Origin of the sequence: Akkermansia sp. N21169 (assembly GCF_029854675.1) — a bacterium.
In the GTDB taxonomy this organism is placed as follows: Bacteria; Verrucomicrobiota; Verrucomicrobiia; order Verrucomicrobiales; family Akkermansiaceae; genus Akkermansia.
In genome coordinates, this window is sequence record NZ_JARWNC010000037.1 from 154,517 (window position 1) to 176,099 (window position 21,583).

Annotated in this window: 16 protein-coding genes; 14 read left to right on the forward strand and 2 right to left on the reverse strand. The window is 53.4% G+C overall.

The features are described 5' to 3' along the window. Positions 1 to 28: 28 nt before the first annotated feature. Both QET40_RS06370 and QET40_RS06375 read right to left on the reverse strand, forming a co-directional pair. Positions 29 to 778, reverse strand: coding sequence for a L,D-transpeptidase (locus QET40_RS06370; protein WP_280126340.1), 750 nt, complete (start codon positions 776 to 778; stop codon positions 29 to 31). A 116-nt stretch (positions 779 to 894) separates the two neighbouring features. After that, positions 895 to 2,403 (reverse strand): glycosyltransferase family 2 protein, encoded by a 1,509-nt coding sequence (locus QET40_RS06375; RefSeq protein ID WP_280126341.1) that lies wholly within the window; start codon positions 2,401 to 2,403, stop codon positions 895 to 897. 130 nt (positions 2,404 to 2,533) lie between these two features. On the opposite strand from QET40_RS06375, the gene QET40_RS06380 reads away from it, so the two are divergent. From QET40_RS06380 to QET40_RS06445, 14 genes are all read left to right on the forward strand, one after another. Next, positions 2,534 to 3,382 carry a hypothetical protein gene (locus QET40_RS06380; protein WP_280126342.1) on the forward strand — a complete coding sequence of 283 codons (849 nt, stop codon included), beginning with the start codon at positions 2,534 to 2,536 and terminating at the stop codon, positions 3,380 to 3,382. 11 nt (positions 3,383 to 3,393) lie between these two features. Further along, a complete protein-coding gene (locus QET40_RS06385) occupies positions 3,394 to 3,774 on the forward strand; it encodes an ApaG domain (RefSeq protein WP_280126343.1) in 381 nt (126 codons plus the stop codon). A gap of 98 nt (positions 3,775 to 3,872) precedes the next feature. Beyond that, on the forward strand, positions 3,873 to 4,868 hold the full coding sequence (locus QET40_RS06390; RefSeq protein WP_280126344.1) for a hypothetical protein: 996 nt from the start codon (positions 3,873 to 3,875) through the stop codon (positions 4,866 to 4,868). 72 nt (positions 4,869 to 4,940) lie between these two features. Then, complete coding sequence (locus tag QET40_RS06395) at positions 4,941 to 6,563, forward strand: formate--tetrahydrofolate ligase (protein ID WP_280126345.1); 1,623 nt, start codon at positions 4,941 to 4,943, stop codon at positions 6,561 to 6,563. Positions 6,564 to 6,650: 87 nt separating this feature from the next. Then, on the forward strand, positions 6,651 to 7,574 hold the full coding sequence (locus QET40_RS06400) for a 2-dehydropantoate 2-reductase (protein WP_280126346.1): 924 nt from the start codon (positions 6,651 to 6,653) through the stop codon (positions 7,572 to 7,574). A 21-nt stretch (positions 7,575 to 7,595) separates the two neighbouring features. Further along, complete coding sequence (locus QET40_RS06405) at positions 7,596 to 8,480, forward strand: hypothetical protein (protein WP_280126347.1); 885 nt, start codon at positions 7,596 to 7,598, stop codon at positions 8,478 to 8,480. Positions 8,481 to 8,532: 52 nt separating this feature from the next. Continuing rightward, positions 8,533 to 9,261 (forward strand): metallophosphoesterase family protein, encoded by a 729-nt coding sequence (locus tag QET40_RS06410; protein ID WP_280126348.1) that lies wholly within the window; start codon positions 8,533 to 8,535, stop codon positions 9,259 to 9,261. An 18-nt stretch (positions 9,262 to 9,279) separates the two neighbouring features. Then, complete coding sequence (dusB, locus tag QET40_RS06415) at positions 9,280 to 10,251, forward strand: tRNA dihydrouridine synthase DusB (protein WP_280126349.1); 972 nt, start codon at positions 9,280 to 9,282, stop codon at positions 10,249 to 10,251. Positions 10,252 to 10,380: 129 nt separating this feature from the next. After that, a complete protein-coding gene (locus QET40_RS06420; protein WP_280126350.1) occupies positions 10,381 to 12,066 on the forward strand; it encodes an ATPase, T2SS/T4P/T4SS family in 1,686 nt (561 codons plus the stop codon). Positions 12,067 to 12,096: 30 nt separating this feature from the next. Beyond that, complete coding sequence (locus QET40_RS06425; protein ID WP_280126351.1) at positions 12,097 to 13,764, forward strand: GspE/PulE family protein; 1,668 nt, start codon at positions 12,097 to 12,099, stop codon at positions 13,762 to 13,764. A 69-nt stretch (positions 13,765 to 13,833) separates the two neighbouring features. Next, entirely contained in the window at positions 13,834 to 15,111 is a 1,278-nt protein-coding gene (locus QET40_RS06430; RefSeq protein ID WP_280126352.1) for a type II secretion system F family protein, read from the forward strand. A 15-nt stretch (positions 15,112 to 15,126) separates the two neighbouring features. Then, positions 15,127 to 15,711 carry a prepilin-type N-terminal cleavage/methylation domain-containing protein gene (locus QET40_RS06435; RefSeq protein WP_280126353.1) on the forward strand — a complete coding sequence of 195 codons (585 nt, stop codon included), beginning with the start codon at positions 15,127 to 15,129 and terminating at the stop codon, positions 15,709 to 15,711. Between the two features lie 160 nt (positions 15,712 to 15,871). Then, a complete protein-coding gene (locus tag QET40_RS06440; protein WP_280126354.1) occupies positions 15,872 to 18,844 on the forward strand; it encodes an autotransporter outer membrane beta-barrel domain-containing protein in 2,973 nt (990 codons plus the stop codon). A 373-nt stretch (positions 18,845 to 19,217) separates the two neighbouring features. Continuing rightward, entirely contained in the window at positions 19,218 to 21,563 is a 2,346-nt protein-coding gene (locus tag QET40_RS06445; protein WP_280126355.1) for a glycoside hydrolase N-terminal domain-containing protein, read from the forward strand. The last annotated feature ends 20 nt before the right edge of the window (positions 21,564 to 21,583 follow it).

The following is a 21,583-nucleotide window of genomic DNA, read 5'->3' on the forward strand; positions in this document are numbered from 1 at the left end:
GGGGAAGTCTCTCGCAGAGGGGGGGGATTCATCCCTTACTCACCCGTCCGCCACTACGAGAAATTTTTGCCAATTCATTTCCGACCCGGCGAGAGGATCGGCTCTTTTTCGCCTTGCCGGACTTTCTGCTCGAAGCAATGGCCTTGGAAGAAGAGGATCGGGATGAACGGCGTTGCGCATTCATATTCGCCGACTGTATGGCCTGGGCCTGCATATTGCGATCCACCATGAGTTTGCCTGCCATCTGTTCAGAAGCAGCCAGAGAACAACGGTCAATCACGACAGGTTCCCCCCTCTGTACATACTGGTACACGTCCAGAATATCGCTGCTCTTCATCCGGATGCAACCGTAGGACGAAGGCCTGCCTATCGAACGTTCCTCGGCCGTGCCATGAATGTAAATATTGCGGGCAAAGGCATTTTTGTTACGGTTTTCCTCGCCTTTCAACCAGAGAATGCGCGTCACGATGGGATCGCGGCCGGGAGAATTGGGAACTACAACTTCGCCTGTCGGCCTCCGGCTCTTAAAAACCATGCCACGAGGCTGGTTATCTCCGATCTTGGCGGCAACGCTGTGAACGCCCAAAGGCGTGCGGCAACTGCCTCGCTGGTCGCCTAAACCGAATTTGGAAGTGCTAACGGGATAGGTACGAACAATTTTTCCCTTACGCATCAAGGCAAGTTTCTGATCCTTGACACTAATAACAACCCCATCCGTAACAACAGCCGAAGGGGAAGGCTCCGAATGGCGGCAGGACACCATGGAACATACAGCCATGCCTGATATAACAGCCCATGAAAAGAGACGGCTAAACATAGATAAACCTAATAAAAGTAGTAAAACGGATTAATTAGGAAATATAAAGCAAAAAAAATCACTCTTGCCTAGGACAATTATGCCTGGACCTCATCTTTTTTCGAGGACAGACAGGACAACATCTGTCCAAAGGAACACAAAGACGTATAGAAAAAACCAAGGAACGGGCTCATCAGCACGGCGGAAATGATATTGCCTCTGATCAATAACTCAATAATCATCCACAGGAAAAAGCAACCAAACGCCAGTTCAAGAACGGGCACAATCACCGACTTGATCGCCTTGTATCCGCGCTTCTTCAAGAGCGATCCTTCCTTGCGTCCGTCTTCGCCTCCGATACCATATTTGGGAGTACGCACAAAACTGGACTGGTGTCCCACAATAGCCTCCAGTACTGCCTTGGCATTGTTGACGGCCATACCGATACCCAGTGCCAGGAGCACGGGGAGGTAAGGCAGTTCCTTCCACCAACTACGAGGACGGATGGCAATCTGGGCGCTCACATAAAAGATGCAAACAGCAATCGAAGCAAAGAAAAAAAGAAGCAGATTAATCAAAATAATATAAATCGAATGCTGAAAATTAAAATTCCCCATGGCAACCGGATAAATCAGGCAACACAAAAGGATGAGCAGAAGATAGGAATAATTGGCTGTCAGGTGCGTCGTCGCTTCCAGTTTGGCTTTCAGAGGGGCGGACGAACGAAGAATATCGAAGAGCATTTTCTGGCACACTTGGATGGAGCCTTTCGTCCAACGATGCTGCTGAGCCTTGAAGCCGTTCATATCCACGGGAAGCTCCGCCGGAGTCACCACATCGTTCAGGAAGATGAAATGCCACCCCTTCATCTGGGCACGGTAGGAAAGATCCATATCCTCCGTCAGCGTGTCGTGTTCCCAGCCGCCGGCATCGGTAATGGCTGTTTTGCGCCAAATGCCGGCCGTTCCGTTGAAGGTGAAAAACCGTCCGGAACGGTTGCGGGCAGTTTGCTCCATCATGAAGTGACCGTCCAGAAACAACGCCTGCACGCGGGTCAACAGATTGTAATTGCGGTTAATATGTTCCCAGCGTGTTTGAACCAGTCCCACCTTGTCATCGGTAAAATAATGGATCTGTTTCATCAGAACGTCGGAATGAGGCTGAAAATCCGCATCAAGAATAAACAGAAAATCCCCCTTGGCCACCTGCGTGGCCTCTTCAAGGGCTCCGGCCTTAAAACCTGTCCGGTCCGTACGATGCAGGCAAACTGCATCATAGCCACGGGAACGCAATTCTTCTGCTTTCTTCATGCACAGTTCCGTTGTCCCGTCAGTAGAATCGTCTAGAATCTGTATCTCCAACTTCTCTTTGGGATAATCCAGCGCAGCCACGGATTCAAGAAGACGATCCACCACAAACATTTCATTATACATCGGAAGTTGAACAGTCACAACCGGCAATTCGTCAAAATGAGCTCGTGGTTCGGGCCGGTTGCGTACGTTTTTCCAATAGAGGTACACAATAATCAAACGGTGTAAGCCATAACCTGACATTCCAATGAGGACGAGAATATAAGCAGAATACCAGATGATATCTTGAGTAGGCATGGCGTGGAGAGGGATTCTTTGTCACATCTGCGTCAATTTTGGCAGATTTTCTTGACGAACGGCTTGCATAAGCCACCATGAGGGCGGAGTCAAGTACATTGATACATCACACCTTTTCTCACCAGCTTCCATGAATAAACTTTCTATGCTGACATTGGCAGGCGCTGCTTCTCTGACGTATGCCTGGGCCCAGGAAAAACCTGTAGTTGAAGAAAAGAGTCAACCGGTCATTCCTGAACGCCTGCTTGACGAATCACATATGAAAGAAGAGCTGGGCGTCAATGAATTCACGGCGCCATCTATCAAAAAGATCTTTGAAGACCTGGAAGGCCTTCCCCCGATCCCGGAAGAAACAGCCATCCGAAAACGCCCGGACAAATTGCCAGTCGACCGTTCCTCCCTCGCTCTGGAAATGGGGTTCCTGATGGCGGACGGATTCATCATTGTCCAGTGCGGTAAAATGAACGAAGTACGTCCCATCGCTCTTGATCTCTCTCGTTACGCCAAAGCCATGGGCGCCGGCGAACGCGTCAACCGCCATGCGGCCAGCCTGTTGAAAAACGCGGAAGACGGAGATCTCACCAACTTTAAAAACAATCTGGCCCTGACCCAGAACGACGTCGAACAGGAACTCGCTTCCCTTCGCGATCCCGATATGGCCCATCTGATTGCACTCGGAGGATGGATCCGCGCCCTTGACGCCGCCACTGCCGCGCTTGACAAAAAATTCTCGCCGGATCAGGCAAAAGTCGTCTTCCAACCCGACGTCCCCGAATATTTTGTGGAAATCCTTGGCGGACTGGAACCGGAAATGCAGCAACGCCGCGACATTCAGGGTATCCGAAAACTCCTTGAACGCATCCAGGCACAAATGACGCTCTCCCCGGAAACTCCGGAACCGACCGAAGAAACCATCAAAAAGTTGCGCGAGACCGCCGTCAGCCTCGTCAAAACGGCTCTCGGGGGCTTCTCCGCCTGACAGACCCCGTCATGAAGCAACTGCCCGTATCCGAATGTCTGGAATTCCGCATCGCGGCCTCCGTGATGGTGTCGGAGCAGCCTTCTTCACTGCCTGATGGCTATGACTCTATCATGCTGAACATCAGCATGCGCAATATTTCCAAGGAACCAGTCAGACTCATCGGCCGCAAGTGGATTATCAACTCGGCGGAAGACCAGTCGGATGTGGTAGAGGGAGATACCGTGTTCAACACCCATCCCTTGCTATGCCCCGGTCAGATATTCAGCATCTCCGGTTTCCATATCGTCCGTCAACCAGCATCTCTCAGTCTTACTCTCCTTGGAAAAGACAATCACGGAGAAAATTTCATTACTCCTCCTTTGGTTATCAGGATCGATAAATCCTCCTAGAAGCCATCCTATCTCGATTTTTTAGTTGAGTTACACCGGAAAATTTGTATGTATTCCGGGCAATAATCTTCTCTTTCTGCATGCGGTACCTTTTGTTCATGGTTCTTATTCTTGTCTGCTGTTCAGGCTTCTACTACTACTCCGTCCAGGAAAAAAAGCTCTCCCCTTCCCTTGTTCAGGCAGAAATCAACCGTCTCCATGAAGAATGCAAGGAACTTGAACAATCGCTGGAACACGCCCAGATCTATCTGACTGTCACCCAGGAGGAAATCCGACAGACGGAGACAACCTTCGCCAGCCAATACCGCACCATCAAAACCAGCATCCGCAAGGAGGAAGAACTGAACAAATCCAAAACCAAGGTTCGCTCGCAAACCGTCCAAAACGAATTGAACCGTCTGCGAGCCCAGCGCAGATGCATCGAAGAAGCTCTGGAAAAAAAGCAAATTCAATTTGAAGAAACCCTCCAGAACCTTGAAACCAGGATGTCCGACCGTTCCGCCAAAATCGACCATATCATTTCACGGGATTGGCAACTGTTGGAAAACCTCAAAAAAGAGCACCGCATCTTCCGCGGCAGACAATCCGGCACAGTCCCCAGCGTCGTCGCCCAGGCCAGAAACAACATGAATAAAAAACACAGGGCACTCAAACAGGAAGATTATAAAAATCGCCTCTCGCAAGAGCTTCAAATCAAGGAAGGAGAATTGAAATACGCTCAGGAACGAAAAGAACTCATCACCCTCCTCAGAAAAATAGACCATCGTTCCGATGCCGTCAAAAACAGCAGGCAAAACCATTCCAGAACCATAGTCTCTATCAACCTTCTGGAGCAACTGGAAGAAGAATACAAGATGGAACGCAACATTCTGACAGGAATTCTTCACTCCGCCCAGATCGAATGCTCGCGCATCAGCGACGAACTGGAAAGCAAACGCTTCGAAGCCGGCACCATCCTCAGCAAACGCATGGAAGAAAACCGCATCCGGCTCTCCGACATTAAGAAAGCGTCCCTAACCATTTGCGGAATTATCGCGGCACTAACGCTTTTCGCCTTCTTCAAGTCGTCCCGCAGGATTTCCAGTTTTTCCTAATGAATCGTCTCATGGAAGAATAAACGCGATGAATTGTTGATTTCCCGCGAATATTCTGCATGATATTCATTTATGGAACAATCTACTTTCTCAGACTGTCTGGAACGCATCGGTGCAGAACCGGAATATATTCTGCCCATGGGCCGCAACAAAGCCAAAGTCTCCATTAAAGCACTGGATGACAATCATAAGCAGGGAAAGCTCATCCTGGTTTCCGCCATCACCCCCACCCCATCGGGAGAAGGGAAAACCACCATCTCCGTAGGCCTTGCACAGGGATTGCAGGTTCTGGGGAAAAAAGTTTGCCTAGCTCTGCGCCAGCCATCCATGGGTCCCGTTTTCGGACGTAAGGGCGGCGCTACCGGCGGAGGAAAGAGTACGATTATCCCGACGGAAGAAATCAACATGCATTTCACCGGCGACTTCCACGCCATCACTTCCGCCCATAACCTCATCAGCGCCGTCATCGACAACGCCCTTTTCTACCGTACCATCAACCTTGATGAGCGCAAAGTCACATGGAAGCGGGTCATGGACATGAACGACCGTTGCCTGCGTTCCATCATCGTCGGTCTCAACAAACAAGGATTTCCTCGCGAAAGCTCGTTCGACATTACGCCCGCCTCGGAAATCATGGCCTGTCTCTGCCTAGCCACTTCCTATGCCGACATGAGAAGCCGCATCGACCGTATCGTCATCGGCTTCACCGTAGACGACAAACCCGTATTCGCCAAAGAACTCGGTATCACGGGAGCCGTCATGGCTCTCCTTAAAGACGCCATGATGCCCAACCTCGTTCGTTCCATGGAAGGAGTCCCTTGTTTTCTCCACGGAGGCCCGTTTGCCAACATCGCCCACGGTTGCAACTCCGTCCTGGCCACCAGGATGGCTCTCCGATATGGGGACTACGCCGTCACGGAAGCCGGATTCGCATTCGACCTCGGCGCTGAAAAATTCCTCGACATCAAATGCCGTCAGACTGGCCTCGCTCCAGACGCCATCGTGATCGTCACCACGGCCCGCGCCCTCAAAATGCACGGAGGTACGGCCCTGGCCGACCTCAAAGTCCCCAATGTCGATGCCGTCCGAGCCGGCCTTCCCAATCTGGCAGCCCACCTGGATGCCGCAGCCAATTTCCAGCGGCCCGTTGTCGTCGCCATTAACAAATTTGCAGATGACAACGAAGAAGAACTCCTGGCGATCCGCGAATTCTGCAAAGACCGCGGAGTCGACTGCGCCGTGGCGGACATTTTCGCCAATGGAGGAGAAGGAGGCAGGGAACTCGCGGAAAAAGTCATCGCCGCCGCCGACCGCCCCAGCCCCAACTTCAAACCTCTGTATGAAGTCAACATTCCCGTCGAAGAAAAAATCCGCACGATCGCTACGAAAATCTACGGTGCCGATGGAGTGGAACTAACCCCTGCTGCACGCAAAAAACTCGCACTCTTCGAGTCCTGCGGTTTGACCAATCTTCCCGTCTGCATGGCCAAAACGCAGAATTCCCTCTCCGACAATGCCAAACTCCGCGGCCGCCCCAAAGGATTCACCGTTACCGTACGAGACTTCGAAATTGCCAACGGAGCAGGCTTCCTCGTCGCCCTCTGCGGGGAAATCATGCGCATGCCCGCCCTGCCCCGCATTCCCAATGCCACGAGCATTGAACTGGACGACGACGGCACCATCCACGGCGTCTGACGTTTTGCCGCCTCCTCCACAGCATTATTTCCCTCATTGTCGTCAAAAACTACTCTGACGATACGATTCAAGCCATTGCCATCAATTATGAAAATAGCCGTTCTCGGAGCAGGAGCCCTTGGATGTTACTACGGCTCCCGCCTCGTCGAAACCGGAAACGACGTCCGCTTCATCATGCGGTCGGAATACGACTACGTTAAAACACATGGACTTCAAGTCCGCAGCCTCCATGGGGACATCAGTCTCCCTAACGTACAAGTATACCGAACTCCGGAAGAAGTCGGCCCGGTCGACCTGGTCATCGTAGCCTGGAAAACAACAGCCAATTCCCATCTCAAGGAAGCCCTGCCTCCCCTGATGGGTCCCGGCACCATCGTCCTCACGCTCCAGAACGGCATGGGCAATGCAGAAGCCATCGCACAAGTCATCCCTGCGGAAAAAATATTCGTCGGACTCTGTTTCATCTGTGCCATGAGGACTGATCCTGGCGTCATTTCCCATCTGGAAGGAGGCAACATCCAGTTCGCCCCCTTCATCCCAACCCCGGAAGGCACAGCCAAAGCGGAAGAGCTGGCCGAACTGTTCGGTAAAGCCCCCATCCCGACCCGAGCCTTTGCCGAAGCGGAAAAAATCCAGTGGTTCAAACTCGTCTGGAACATCCCCTTCAACGGCATGTGCCTGGCCAAGGGCGGCATCTCTGTCGGTGAACTCTACAAAGACCCATCCAATGTCGAGCGTGCACGCCGTATCATGGAAGAAGTAGTTTCTGCGGCCAAAGCCCGGGGCTATACCCTCCGCGACGATCTCGTCGACTACCACATGCAGAGGACGGAAACCATGGGAGGCTTCACCCCGTCCAGCGCTATCGACTACAACATGGGCCGCCCCATTGAGTACGAAGCCATCTGGGGGGCTCCTATAGCCAAAGCTCGCGAAGCCGGAGCCAGCATCCCGGAATGGGAACAACTCGACCGTGAGATCCGCGAACGTCTTGGCATGCAACCCTCTTGATTTTCCCCTGCCTTCCCTCCCATGTTGAAAAACATTCTCGTCCTTCTGATCTCCTGCGGCTTATTCGGTACAGCTCTCATGCCTTGGGAAAACTCCATCCTCAGGAGAGAAAATCAAGCAGGACTTCTCCCCGAGGAGACGCTTGCCGGCGGCGATGCCCTCAACCAGCAAATGGCCATGATCTCCCTTGGAGGACTACGTTCCCTCGTTGCCGCATTCCTAAGTCTGGAAGCCTTCGAAAGCTTTCGCCAGGGAGACTGGCACGGAGTCGAACGCCGTTACAAACAAATTGTTACCCTGGCCCCCCATACAGCCTTTTACTGGGACACGGGAGCCTGGCATCTGGCCTACAACGCCGCATCCTCATTTCTGCGTGACGACCACGATCACCTCCCGATGTCGGAAAAAAGACGCCTTTACAGAGAATACATCGACAAAGGCAAGAACTTCCTCCGCAAAGGAGCTGCAACCAACCCCGACGACTGGTTAGTCCAGTCCCGCCTCGGCAACATCCTCAGCGACACCAAACGCTATCCCGACTTCCAGCAAGCCGCCGATGCCTATGCCCGCGCCAAAGAACTGGGCGCCCCTTCTATTGTTTCCCGTCAGCAATTCTATTCCCTCGCGCGCATCCCCGGCAAGGCGAAAGAAGCCTGGGAACTCGGAAAAGAACTCTACAAAACCCCCGATAACCGCCTCCCCAGCATGGCAACAACTCTCTTTGCCTTGCAAAACAGATTGAACGTACCGGAAAAGGACAGAATCCCTTTCCGGGAACTCTTCCCCTCCGACAAACTAGCCAGGGTCTCCTTCATCAACCAGCTCTCCAACGGCCTCGGCTACCCGACGGACGGAATCAGGGAAGCTCTGGATGCCCTCCCTCCCGCACCGGAGAAGAAAAAATAAGCATTCCCGGCTTGGCAAAGCCTCTCTTCACCTTCATATTGTCCCAAGTACCATGAGCAGATTTGCAATCATCAGCGACATTCATGCCAATCAGGAAGCCCTGGAAGCCGTCCAGCAAGACATCCAGGCCATGGGGTGTACCTCCATCGCTTGCCTGGGAGACATCGTCGGTTACAATGCATCGCCATCCGAATGCCTGGAAATCATCCGAACCCTCGATTGCCCAGTCGTCAAAGGCAACCATGACGAAGCCGCCTCCAGCGACAACAACCCGGAAAAAATGAATCCCGTGGCTTACAACGCCCTGATGTGGACGCGCAGCCAGCTCTCGGAAGAACAAAAGGAATGGCTGAGACGGCTCCGCATGGTACGTAACGTCCCCCCCTTCACCATCGTCCACTCCACACTGGACCAGCCCTCCCTCTGGCATTACATCGTCAATAAATTCGACGCAGTTTCCAACTTCAACTTCCAGTTTACCAACATCTGCTTCCACGGGCATACCCACGTGCCCAAAATCTTCGTCTTCGAAAACGGAGGAGCCACCGAATACGCGGCCAACGACTTCTGCCCGGAACCCGGTAAGAAATACTTCATCAACGTCGGTTCCGTCGGTCAGCCGCGCGACAACGACTGGCGCGCCAGCTACTGTGTGTTCGACACCGATACCAATGCCGTGTACTTCCGCCGCGTCGAATACGACATTGCCAAAACCCAGCAAAAAATTCTGAATGCCGGCCTTCCACCCATGCTGGCCGAACGTCTTGGGAAGGGCGTCTGACCCCGCCAATCAATACCCATGCATCAGCCTTGGTTCGACAACGGAGCATTCCCATTGTTCCTGGCTCCCATGGCCGGAGTCACCGATCCAGTCTTCCGTTCCTTGTGCAAAGAAATGGGGGCCGATGTCGTCGTCACAGAATTCGTCTCTGCTGAAGGCGTTCTTGCCTGCTGGGAACGCAACAGGCGTTACACAGAATTCGAAGAAGTCCACCGCCCCATTGGTATCCAGCTCTTCGGGGCGGACGGTCGCAACATGGGCGAAGCCGCTAAAATCATTGTCAACGAACTCCGCCCGGACTTCATTGATATCAACTGCGGCTGCCCCGTCTCCAGAGTCGTCGGTAAAAACGGAGGTTCATCCCTTCTCAAAAACCTTCCCCTCCTTGCCTCCGTCGCACGGGGAGTTATCCTGGCCGTCGGAGACCTCGTCCCCGTCACCGCCAAAATCAGAACCGGTTGGGACGCCGACTCCATTTGTACTCCGGAAACCTGCAGGATCCTCACGGATGAAGGTATCTCCATGATCACCATCCATGGCAGAACGCGCGCCCAGCAATACTCCGGCAAAGCTGACTGGGATATGATCGATTTCTGCGCACGCGCCGCTTCCGTTCCCATCATCGGAAACGGCGACGTCAATTCCGCTCAAATGGTAGAACATATCCGGAACACCTCCGCCGTCCGTGGAATCATGATTGGCCGTGCCGCCATGGAAAATCCTTGGATATTCTCCGAAGCCAAACACTACCTCACTCACGGCGAACACCTCCCCCGCAAAAGTATCCGCGACAAATGGGATCTCATCATACGGCACGCCAGGCTTTCTCTGGAATCCGGCAGATACGGAGACGAACTTCACACCATGAAATTCATGCGCGCCCGCTTCGTCGCCTACACCAAAGGATTCCCGGGAGCAAAAGACCTCCGATCCCGGCTCGTTCACATCAAAACAATGGACGAACTCATAGATTTAGCCCAGTCTGTATAGCCAATGTACATACCAAAGTGCCTATCCTACAAAAAAATAGCACTTTTAACGACTTCCCGGGCTTCCTTCGGTTGACTTTCCCCCTCCCATCTGTCATAGAATAAGGGATATTGAATACGGTGCGGAAACGTGCTGTCTCTCTCGAAAATCAATCCTCATCCCGACGTGTATTCTAACGAATCCTATCTCATTGAGCTTCTAACGGAGGCGGGCTACCTGTCTCCGGAAATCATTCAGTACGCGCAGAGCCAGATCTCTCCGCCCGAATCACTGATTGATGCCCTGATCAGACTTCAGTACCTGACGGAAGACATCATTGCCGCCGTATGCGCCAACAACGCAGCAATGGCTGTCATCGACCTGGCTTCCATGTCTGTCCCTCCGGAAATCATCGCCATGATTCCAGCTGATACGGCCCGCCGTTTCAAAGCTATTCCCTTTGCAGACGACGGTTTTTCGCTCAACATCGCCATTGCCGATCCGCTCAATTTTGAAACGCTCGACAGCCTTCCCGCCATCCTGAAGCGTGACGTCATCTTCCATGTCGCCACGGCATCGGCTATCAAAAAAGCCCTCGAAGAATACTATCCGGAACAAATCATGCCGGCTGCCGGTATGTCCTTCGGCGACGAAGACGGAGACGCTCCTATCATTCGCCTCGTCCAGCAAATGCTCGTCGACGCCCACAAGATGCGGGCATCCGACATCCATATCGAACCGATGGAAGACCGCCTTCGCATTCGTTTCCGTGTGGACGGCAAACTCATCGAAACCGCCACGCACCCCAAAAAGCTCCTCGGCCCTATCATCGCCCGTATCAAGGTTATGAGCTCTACCATGAGCATCGCCGAAAAACGAATGCCTCAGGACGGACGAATCCAAGCCAATGTCGGAGAAGACAAGCAAATCGACCTCCGTGTCTCCTCCGTCCCCAGTAACCACGGCGAAAGTATCGTCATGCGTATTCTGGATAAATCCGCTCTTGTTCTCGGTCTCCCTCAGCTCGGTTTCTTCTCGGACGATGAAGCTACTTTTGACCGTCTCATCACTCTGCCCGACGGCATCATTCTGGTAACGGGTCCCACCGGTTCCGGTAAGACAACGACGCTCTACGCCTGTTTGAACTACATTAACCGTCCGGACAAGAAGATCATCACCGTGGAAGACCCTGTCGAATACGAACTTTCCGGGATCAATCAGGTTATGGTCAAGGCCGACATCGGCATGACATTCGCCGCAGCCCTCCGAGCCATGCTCCGACAAGCTCCCAACATCATCATGATCGGGGAAATTCGAGATGCCGAGACTGCCAATATCGCCATCAACGCATCCCTGACGGGTCACCTTGTCCTCTCGACCCTCCACACCAATGACGCTCCAAGCTCCGTTGCCCGTCTCGCAGACATGGGCATCAAGCGATTCCTTATCGCTTCCGCCGTCCGTGCCGTCATGGCCCAGCGACTCGTCCGCAAACTTTGCGACAACTGCAAACGGGACGGTTCCCTCACCGATCGCCAGGCACAGACACTCAATATCGACGTTTCCCGCCTCGTCCCCGGTCAGATCAAGGGGCCGCGCGGTTGCGACAAATGCCGCAACAAGGGTTACAAAGGCCGTATGGGACTTTTTGAAATCTTCGAAATCGACGACGAAGTGCGCAACATGATCAATGACAACCTCACCACGCCCCAATTGAGACACCGGGCGCGGGAACTCGGCATGAGAACCCTCCGCGAAGACGGCGTCCGTAAAATCCTGGCCGGGCTCACCTCCGCCGATGAAGTATTCCATGTCACCATGGGCGACTCCAACTAATCCTATTGCCACTCACAACAGCTATTTTCCATGGACACCAATCTTACACTGGAACTTTTCATCGGCAGAGGAATGATTGACCGTTCCCTTGCCCGCGACATCAAAGAAGAAATGATGAACAGCGGCAAGGAACTCCCGGAAGTCCTCTCCAACTTCGGCATCATCGGAAACAAGGACGACATCTGGCAAGTCATCGCCAGCGACCTCGGCGTCGAATGCATCAATCTGGATAATTTCACGCCCGATCCTGTCATCCTCAATCAATTGCCCGCTTCCCTCGTCCGCCTGCACGGAGCCCTTCCCGTCCGTGTCGGTCCGGAAGGCATCTACGTCTGCCTCGTCGATCCCCTCAATCCGCAAACGGTTGAAGATCTCCGTTTTGCCGCCGGTAAAGACATCTTCCTGCTCGTTGCCCCGGACTATCAGGTCCAGGCCCGCATTAACGAATACTACGGAGGTGCGGAAGCCGCCATGAACGACCTCATGAGCGAGTTGGACAAAATGCAGACAGCAGATAACGGTGACGGAACTGACGAAGCCAACGCCGCCCCCATCATCAAATTTGTGGATCTCGTCCTCCTTCAGGCCATCAAGGAACGCGCATCCGACATTCACTTCGAGCCCTTCGAAAAGGAATTCAAGATCCGTTACCGCGTCGATGGGGCCTTGCTGGAAATGCAGCCTCCGCCTATTCACCTTGCCGTGCCCGTTATCTCCCGCGTCAAAGTCATGTCCAACATGAACATTGCCGAACGCCGCGTCCCGCAGGACGGTCGTATCGTCAAACAGGTTGGAGACCACTCGGTGGATATGCGTGTATCGACTCTGCCCACTCAATATGGTGAGTCCGTCGTGCTTCGTATTCTTGACCGCTCCTCCGTCAACCTCAATCTGGATAACCTCGGGCTTCCACGACACATCCATGAATACATTCTGGAAACCGTCAACAAGCCTAACGGCATCTTCATCGTGACGGGACCGACCGGCGCCGGTAAAACAACGACACTCTACGCCGCTCTCCGGGAAATCAATACCATTGATGCCAAGGTTCTCACCGCCGAAGATCCCGTCGAATACGATATCGACGGCATTGTCCAGATCCCCGTCAATGAAGCCATCGGGCTTGACTTCCCCATGGTACTCCGAGCCTTCCTCCGTCAGGACCCCGACCGCATCATGGTGGGGGAAATGCGAGACATGGAAACCGCGCAGATTGCCATCCAGGCATCCCTGACAGGCCACCTTGTTCTCTCCACCCTCCATACCAACGACTCTGCCGGTGCCGTCACACGACTTGTTGACATGGGTTGCGAACCTTTCCTCGTCGCCGCATCTCTGGAAGGCGTCCTGGCCCAGCGACTCGTCCGTACCATTTGTGCTGACTGCAAGACCCCCTACGAACCATCCTCCACCATCCTGAGCCAATTGGGAGTATCTCCCTATGAACTGGGAGACAAGAAGTTCTACACCGGACAGGGGTGCGATCGCTGCTCGAACTCCGGATACAAGGGGCGAAAAGGTATTTACGAACTGCTCGACATCAACGACACTCTTCGCGACATGATTACGGAGAAAGCCCCCAGCGTGGTTCTCAAGCAAAAGGCCATCGAAATGGGTATGTCGACACTTCGCGAAGACGGTCTCCGGAACATTTACGAAGGTAGAACAACCATCGAAGAAGTTCTCAAATACACCTAAAGACATCTCCGAATCTTCGTATCCCCATGTTACAAACTTCATTGATTTAAACACTACCAATAACAACCTATGGCTAAATACCAATACGCTGCTCTTGACCACAAGGGCGAAACCCAGACGGGAACTCTCGAGGCCAATTCCGAAGCAGAAGCTTTGGAAAAAATCCGCGCCACAGGCCTATATCCAACGGAAATCGTTGAAGCAGGCAAAGGCAAGCTCCAGGCTACAGCCAAACCTAAAAAGTCAGGATCTAAAAAGAAGGGAGATTCAGGCAAAAAGGGCAAAACAGGCGGCAAGATCAAGACCAAAACCCTCATGATCTTCACACGCCAGCTCGCTACCCTGATTGATGCTGGCCTTCCCCTCCTCCAATCCCTTACCGTTCTCGGCAAGCAGGAAGCCAACCCAAACCTTAAGGCAACAATCAATGCTCTCGGAGATGCCGTCCAGAGTGGAGCTACTTTCTCCGAATCTCTGGCTCAGCACCCGAGGATTTTCAACAAACTTTTTGTCAATATGGTGAAGGCCGGTGAACTTGGCGGTGTGTTGGAAATCGTTTTGAACCGACTGGCCGAATATCAGGAAAAGGCTCAGAAGCTTAAGAGCAAGATCGTCTCCGCCATGGTGTATCCGACCATCGTGCTTTGCATCGCCGTCGGTATCTTGATCTTCCTCATGATGGTTATCGTGCCCAAGTTCAAAACCATGTTTGCCGATATGGGAACGGATTTGCCCGCCATCTCCCAGTTCGTCTTCGGTATCAGTGACTGGTTCATGGAACCTGCCTTCCTGCTTCCCAACGGAGCATGGCTCATCATCCTCGTACCCGTTTTCGTCGGCGTATACAGGACGCTCAGCAAATCTCCCAAGGGACGCCGCAAGATCGATGAAACCATCCTCAACATCCCGTTGATCGGCCCGATTCAACGCCGTAGCGCAGTTGCCCGTTTCGCTCGTACGCTCGGTACTCTCGTGACTTCCGGTGTACCCATCCTCCAGGCCCTGAACATCACCAAGGACACCGCAGGCAATGCCATCGTCGCCGATGCTATTGAACGCGTATATAACTCCGTCAAGGAAGGTGAATCTATCGTAACCCCGATGACATCTTCCCATATTTTCCCGCCGATGGTCATCTCCATGGTGGACGTCGGTGAAGAAACAGGTCAGCTCCCGGAAATGCTTCTGAAAGTTGCCGATGTGTATGATGATGAAGTGGATAACGCCGTCGGTGCCATGACGTCCATGATGGAACCCTTGATGATCGTCTTCCTTGCCGTCATCGTCGGTGGTATCGTGTTCGCCATGTTCCTGCCCCTCCTTCAGGTTATCGAAAAGATGGGCTAAAGAGAAAATCAGCTCATGAAACTCGGATCCTATACAACTCGCGCCCGCAGGGGGTTTTCACTCGTGGAAATCCTGACGGTGATGTTCATCATCGTCATCCTGATGACCTTCGTCGTAGCAGCCTTCGGCTGGGTCGAAACCAGCAAGCGGGAACGCACGGCGCAGGTGTTTGTCCAGCGAATCTCCTCGGCTCTTGAGGAATTCAAAATGGACAACGGATTCCTCCCCGACGGTGACGGTTCTGAAAGCAGCACCAATACGGTTTACCAAGCCCTCTTCGGCGATTACAACGAAGACGGCATTCCGGATAAAGATCCTGTAACCAAGGCTCGCCTTCCCATTTATGTGGAGGAACTCAATCCGCTCCAGCAGAACAAGAGTGAGCCTTATGTCGTCAAATTCAAAGGCAAATTCTGTCTGATGGATCCTTGGGGGGCACCCTACCGTTACCGCCTCGGTTTCCAAGAAAAAGATTCCAAGGGAGCCTTCGGCAGAGGAATCAATCCCGACTTTGACTTCTGGTCCCTGGGTCAGGACGGTCAGGGGAATCTGACGGAAAGCAATCTTGGCGTCAATGCCGATAATATCGGCAACATGTAAAGCTACCAACTTATTCAACAATTACTCAAAAAGGCTGTTCCATCATCTGGTGGAACAGCCTTTTTTTGTATTTTCCGAAGCTAGAAAACACAAAATTGAATCATAATCATCATCCTAATTTGGCGGAAAAGACGGATGAATAATCCGCTATTATTTTTTCATGTTGAATTCATACTCTCTCAGACGTTTCCTCGCAGCACTTCTTGCTACAGGATCGCCTGCTTCTTTTGCCGTATCAACCATTGACACTATCAATCAAGCTATTCAACAGGCATCCACGGGAGAAACCGTAGATTTCCCAATTCAGGAAGATATCCTCATACCTTCTCATCAGGTCGGTGGCGATCCTTATGCCGCTCAAGAGTGGGGCGCGATCATCAATCCCGAAGGAGTCACACTTCAAATTTCCGGTCTTCAAAGCAATGGACAAAAATCGTCTTTCACCGGCGGAGAAAGAACGGAGTTCGTCGATTTGACCCGGCCTCTACTCAACCAGAATGGAGCCAGCATGAAACTGGAAAATCTCACATTCGACAATTGCTATTACTATAGGAAAGGAAGAACGGCTCCCCTCGGTGGAGCTATCGCTAATTTCGGAGGAACGTTGGAAGTTCGTTCTTGCGATTTTAACGGCAACGGCATCAGAGGATATGACCGATTCTGCGGCGGAGGAGCTATTGCCTCGGCCTGGCCCATCCAAAATGATCCGATAAGACCCAGTACAACCCTTCTCATCGATTGCACCTTCACCGGCAATTTTGCCACAACCGATCCCGCTATCGATCACTCGGCTCAGGGTGGCGCTTTCTACAATGATGAAATATCTCCTTCCATAGTACGCCAATGCGTATTTAACAACAATTACATAATCGTCAACAAAATGGGAACGGGTAATACCTCCGGAGGAGGAGCTATTGGTGACTTTGGTCCCATGGAAATTGATGGATGTTCTTTCTCGGGCAACCATGTCGTTTCTACCGGGAATACTGCTGCCTTAAGCGCAGCCATCTACGGCGGGGCTATCTGGTCAATTTGCGATCTGAATTCCATCAATTCTCTCACCATTCGCAACTCGGTCTTCGAAAACAACTACATCCAGACTCTCTATCGCCAAGCCATGGGGGGAGCCATCTGCCTCCGGGGGACAGCTCTCAACACGATCATCGACAGTTCTTTCTTCAATAATTTCAACGCCTCTTCCAACTACTACGGTGGAGCCATCGACACTGCCGGACCTCTCAACCTGATTGCGGAAACGAAGGACGTCGTCTTCAGTGGCAACAGGCACTTCGTCACCCAAGTCGAAAACGGGCTGGCCCAAGACGGACTCTCCAACGCCATTACAACACGCGCCGGCGGTTTCCTCAACCTCGTCGCCGCCTCCCAGGCCAAAATCGTTTTCGACGACTCCCTAATGGCTGCCAATAATGACACGCCACTCAACATCAACCCGGATACCATCGCTCTGAACAACGAAACGAATGAAAAGGTCGACAACCCGTACTCCCATGACGGAGAAGTACAGTTCAACGACGGCGTAACCGTCAACAACTTCACGGTCAACCTGGACAACGGTTCCCTCCGCGTCGGCGACAAAACCTTCATCAAGGGAACCGTCAACGCAAGGACGGGCACCGCCCTCCTGATCGACGGATTCACTACCATAGCCCAGGGAGAAAAGTTCGCCTTGGAAATCCTGGGACCCCCAACTCCGGGCACGGACGGAAACTACAATGTCACGGGAACGGAAGACGAACACACCATCCGAGTCCGGATGAACGACGCCATGGTCGCCGCCACGGATACCAACCCCGTCTGGAACTTCGCCGACGGCTCCTCTCTGAATGCCGGGCCGGGCAAGCTCGTCTTCGTGCTGGACATCAGCGGCATCCAGTCCAGGCCGGAGGAACTCCACCCCTTCATCTTCTCCCACACGCAATCCACCGAAACCACCCAGGCAAGCGTGGCCGGTGCCAAACACGTCTACCTCGTCGATGACGATGGATGGTCCCTCGAATACGAACCCTATACCGCCAACGGGACGACCTACGACCGCTTCGACTTCCTGTCCGGTCAATACGGAGTGGAACTCCCCCAGCCACCATCCCCCATCGATCCGGAGTTCCCGGTCGACCCTGAATTCCCGGTAGATCCTCCGACGCCTCCCGCTCCGGCCTGGAACGCCCCCCTCGGCGTCGGCACCGTCCAGGTCAACACGCTTTGGACCTCCGTCCGGTCTCTCTGGTCCTTCTCCGACAATGCCCGGACCAATACCCGGTACAACCTCAAGCTGGAACGCAACGTGGCCTTCTGGGTTTCCGGCATCGGCAACTACTACACCCAGGAAAACCAGGACTTTTCCACGGGGTACCGCTACCGTTCCCTGGGATACGCGGCGGGCGGCGAGTACGCCTTCGCCAACAACTGGACGATGGGCATGGCCGTCGGCACCCTCTGGGGAGACCATGACGTCAACAACGGCCTGGGGCGCATCGACAAAGACACCAACATCGGCCTCCTCTACGGAACCTACGGGATGGCTCTCAACCGGCAAAATGCCTTCATCCTGGACATGCAGGCCGGCTATGCCCGCTCCAGCAACAAAGGTACAACGAGGATGCAGGCCGTATCCGAGGACAACCTGGGCGGGAAATGGACCGACCAGGCCTGGATGCTGGACGTGAAGGCGATCTGGAGCCATCAATTGAACGAAAGGCTTTTCCTGGAAACCTTCACCGGGCTCCAGTACACCTTCGCCGACCAGAACGACTACACCCTCAGCGGCGAGAAGTACCAGTACCGTCTCTCGGACGGCAGCATGAACGAGCTGCGCGCTACCGTGGGAACCGGTCTCCGTTACCGGGGTCATCTAGGAAGCAAGGCCTTCACGGCCTACGCGAAGGCGGGAGTGATCCAGGACTTGAACCGTAAGACGCCCCGGGTCGACGTCCAGGGCAATAGCCATTTCTGGACAGCCTGCGGCAGTAAACCGGGAAGGACGTCGCTGAGCACGGCGTCGGGCATGCGTTTGCAGCTTACGGAAGGTCTGAGCGCCTCGGCGAACTACAATCTTGAAGCGGCCGAGAAGAGCCTCATGCAGACGGGAAGCGTCAGTCTCATTTACGAATTCTGAGTTTCTTCCGGATACCTCTCCGGTTCACCGGAGAACCAGGAGAGGTTCCTTGATTTTCCGTTCGAAGAGAATTGCGGTATTCTCTGAGATCCGGAAACGGGAGTAGGCTCAGGACGGTTCTCTTGCAAAACCGTAGATTGGGTCGCTTCCAAAATAAGCTCCTCCGACCTTCAGCCGAAAGTCGGAGGAGTTAATCTATTGACAATGAGGCGAATATATTTTTCATTATTCTGTTCAAGACAATGACCGAACAGTGCTTTACAATATTGAGGAAGATGGTGGTAGAAATACTTCAACCAAGAGTCGCTCCTTCTTTTTGTTGAAAGAACAATAAGCATGCCACCGTATCAACACTGAACGATTTGTCTATTTCATGAAATTTTCCATTCATGCTCTTCTCATTGCCGCCACGTGCCTGACATGCGCATGGGCATCCCCCTCCGAACTCATTCTGCGAGACAACGCCCCAGCACCGAAATGGGACCAGGGATACGGTGTCGGCAATGGCCGTGTGGCCGCCCTTGTCTACGAAGGTTTTCCCAATGCCGTCATTCTGCTGAACGAAAGCTCAATCTTCTCCAAAAAGATCTTCTCTATTCCCCCGAATGTGGACAAAGCCATCCGCGAAGCACGGGAGCTCTGCAACAAGGGAGAATACCAACAGGCCGACAAAGTCTTCAATGAACGCATTTTGACTCCACCTTCGGAAAGCGGCAGCTACCTGCCAGCCGGATTCCTGCGCATCGGCTTCCCCTCGGGAGACGCCGCTTTCGACGTATTCCGTACTCTCGACATGCGCAAAGGTGTCGCCACTAACGGATTCACCCTGCCGGACGGCACCCAGGAAATGCAGGTTCTTGCAGCTCCCAAAACGGATTGTATCGCCACCCGTATCACAACCAACTCCGGTAAGTCACTTCGTCTTTCCTTCTCGCTGGATCACCCTCAGCTTAAAGCCGACCTCGACGAAAAACGCGGAGAACTCGTCCTCAAGGGACAAGCTCCCAACGGAGGTACGCGGTATGAAACACGCGTCCGCATTCTTCCCGGCAAAGGCGTCATCCAACAGGATGGAGACAAACTGGTCGTTACCGGCGGCAATGAGCTCATCCTGCTTGCATCCACTGTCACCGATTACAACATTGATACCCCTTCCCAGCCGCTCGATATAAACCTCTCACAGGCCAACAAAGCCATTCTCGACAAAGCCAGCCAACTCGGCTGGAGCAAGCTTGCCCGGGAAGCGGAATCCTACTATGCCCCTCTCATGGATCGTTGCAGCATCGACATCGGCGACAGTCCTGACGAAGTACGTGCCATGACCACTCCGGAACGCATCAAACGCATCAAGAAAGGGGAAAAGGATCCCGATCTCGTCGAACAACTCTTCCAATTCGGACGTTACTGCGTGATCTCCAATTCCCGTCCCGGCGGTCTCCCCAGTACCTTGCAGGGCCTCTGGAACCCCTCGATGAATCCCCCCTGGCAATCATGTTACTTCCTCAACATCAACTGTCAGATGAACTACTGGCCTGTTGAGACAACCAATCTCGGAAAATTCCACATCCCCTTTACCGACTTCGTCAACGGCCTCCTGCCCGGAGGACAAAAACTGGCAAAAACGCTCGGTTACCCCGGATTCTGTCTGGCTCACAACACGGACTGCTGGCGTGAGTCGTACTTCCGTCACAGGGTCATTACGGCGGCTCCGGCTCTCCTCAACGGCGCTTGGGCAACCAGCCACATTCTGGAACACTACCGCTATGGAGGCGACAAGGAATACCTTGCCAAATCCCTTCCCATCCTCCGGGAAAGTGCCCGTTTCCTGCTCTCCTGGCTGCAGCCCGAACCTGAAACCGGATTGCTGATCACCGGCCCCGCCAACTCGCCCGAATGCGGTTTCATCTATACCGACAAGGAAGGCAAACAAGCTAAAGCCACCATCAGCAACGGTACTACTCACGACATACTCGTTGCCCGGGAAGCCCTCCGTAACTACCTGGAAGCCTGTGAAGAACTCGGAAAAACCAACGACGAACTCTACACACAAGTCAGGACAACCCTGCCTCGTGTCGCCATCCCGGCCATCGCCCCGGACGGACGCCTGGAGGAATGGCGCCGTGGACAAACGATTCAGGATCCCGGACACCGCCATCTCAACCACTGCTACGGTATCTTCCCCGGCAATGAATTCGACGTCTTCAACACGCCGGACTACGCCAATGCCGTCCGCAAGTCCATCGACTACCGCTGTTCGCACGGTGGAGGCCAGACAGGCTGGAGCGCCTCCTGGCTCATCAACCTCTATGCTTCCCTCCGGGATGGAGAAAAAGCAGCCGAATACATCGACAAACTGCTGAGAACACGTATCGGAGTCAACCTCTTCGACATGCATCCCCCATTCCAGATCGACGGAAACTTCGGCATGACGGCCGGCCTCGCCCAATGCATGCTCCAAAGCCAGATTGTCAAAAACGGCAAACGCGTCATCAGCATTGCACCCGCCCTCTCCAAAGATTGGAAGGAAGGCTCGGTCACTGGTCTCAGAGCCCGCGGAGGCATCAACGTAGACATTCATTGGACGGATAAGGAAATCACCGCCGACATCCGTGCCACGCGCCCCGGAACCTTCCTTCTGGAATACAATGGTCAATTCCTTAATACCAGCATGAAGCAGGGAGAATCCCGCCAGGTCACATTCCCTCGGATTCGGCAATAATCCCAATAACCCCGTCTATC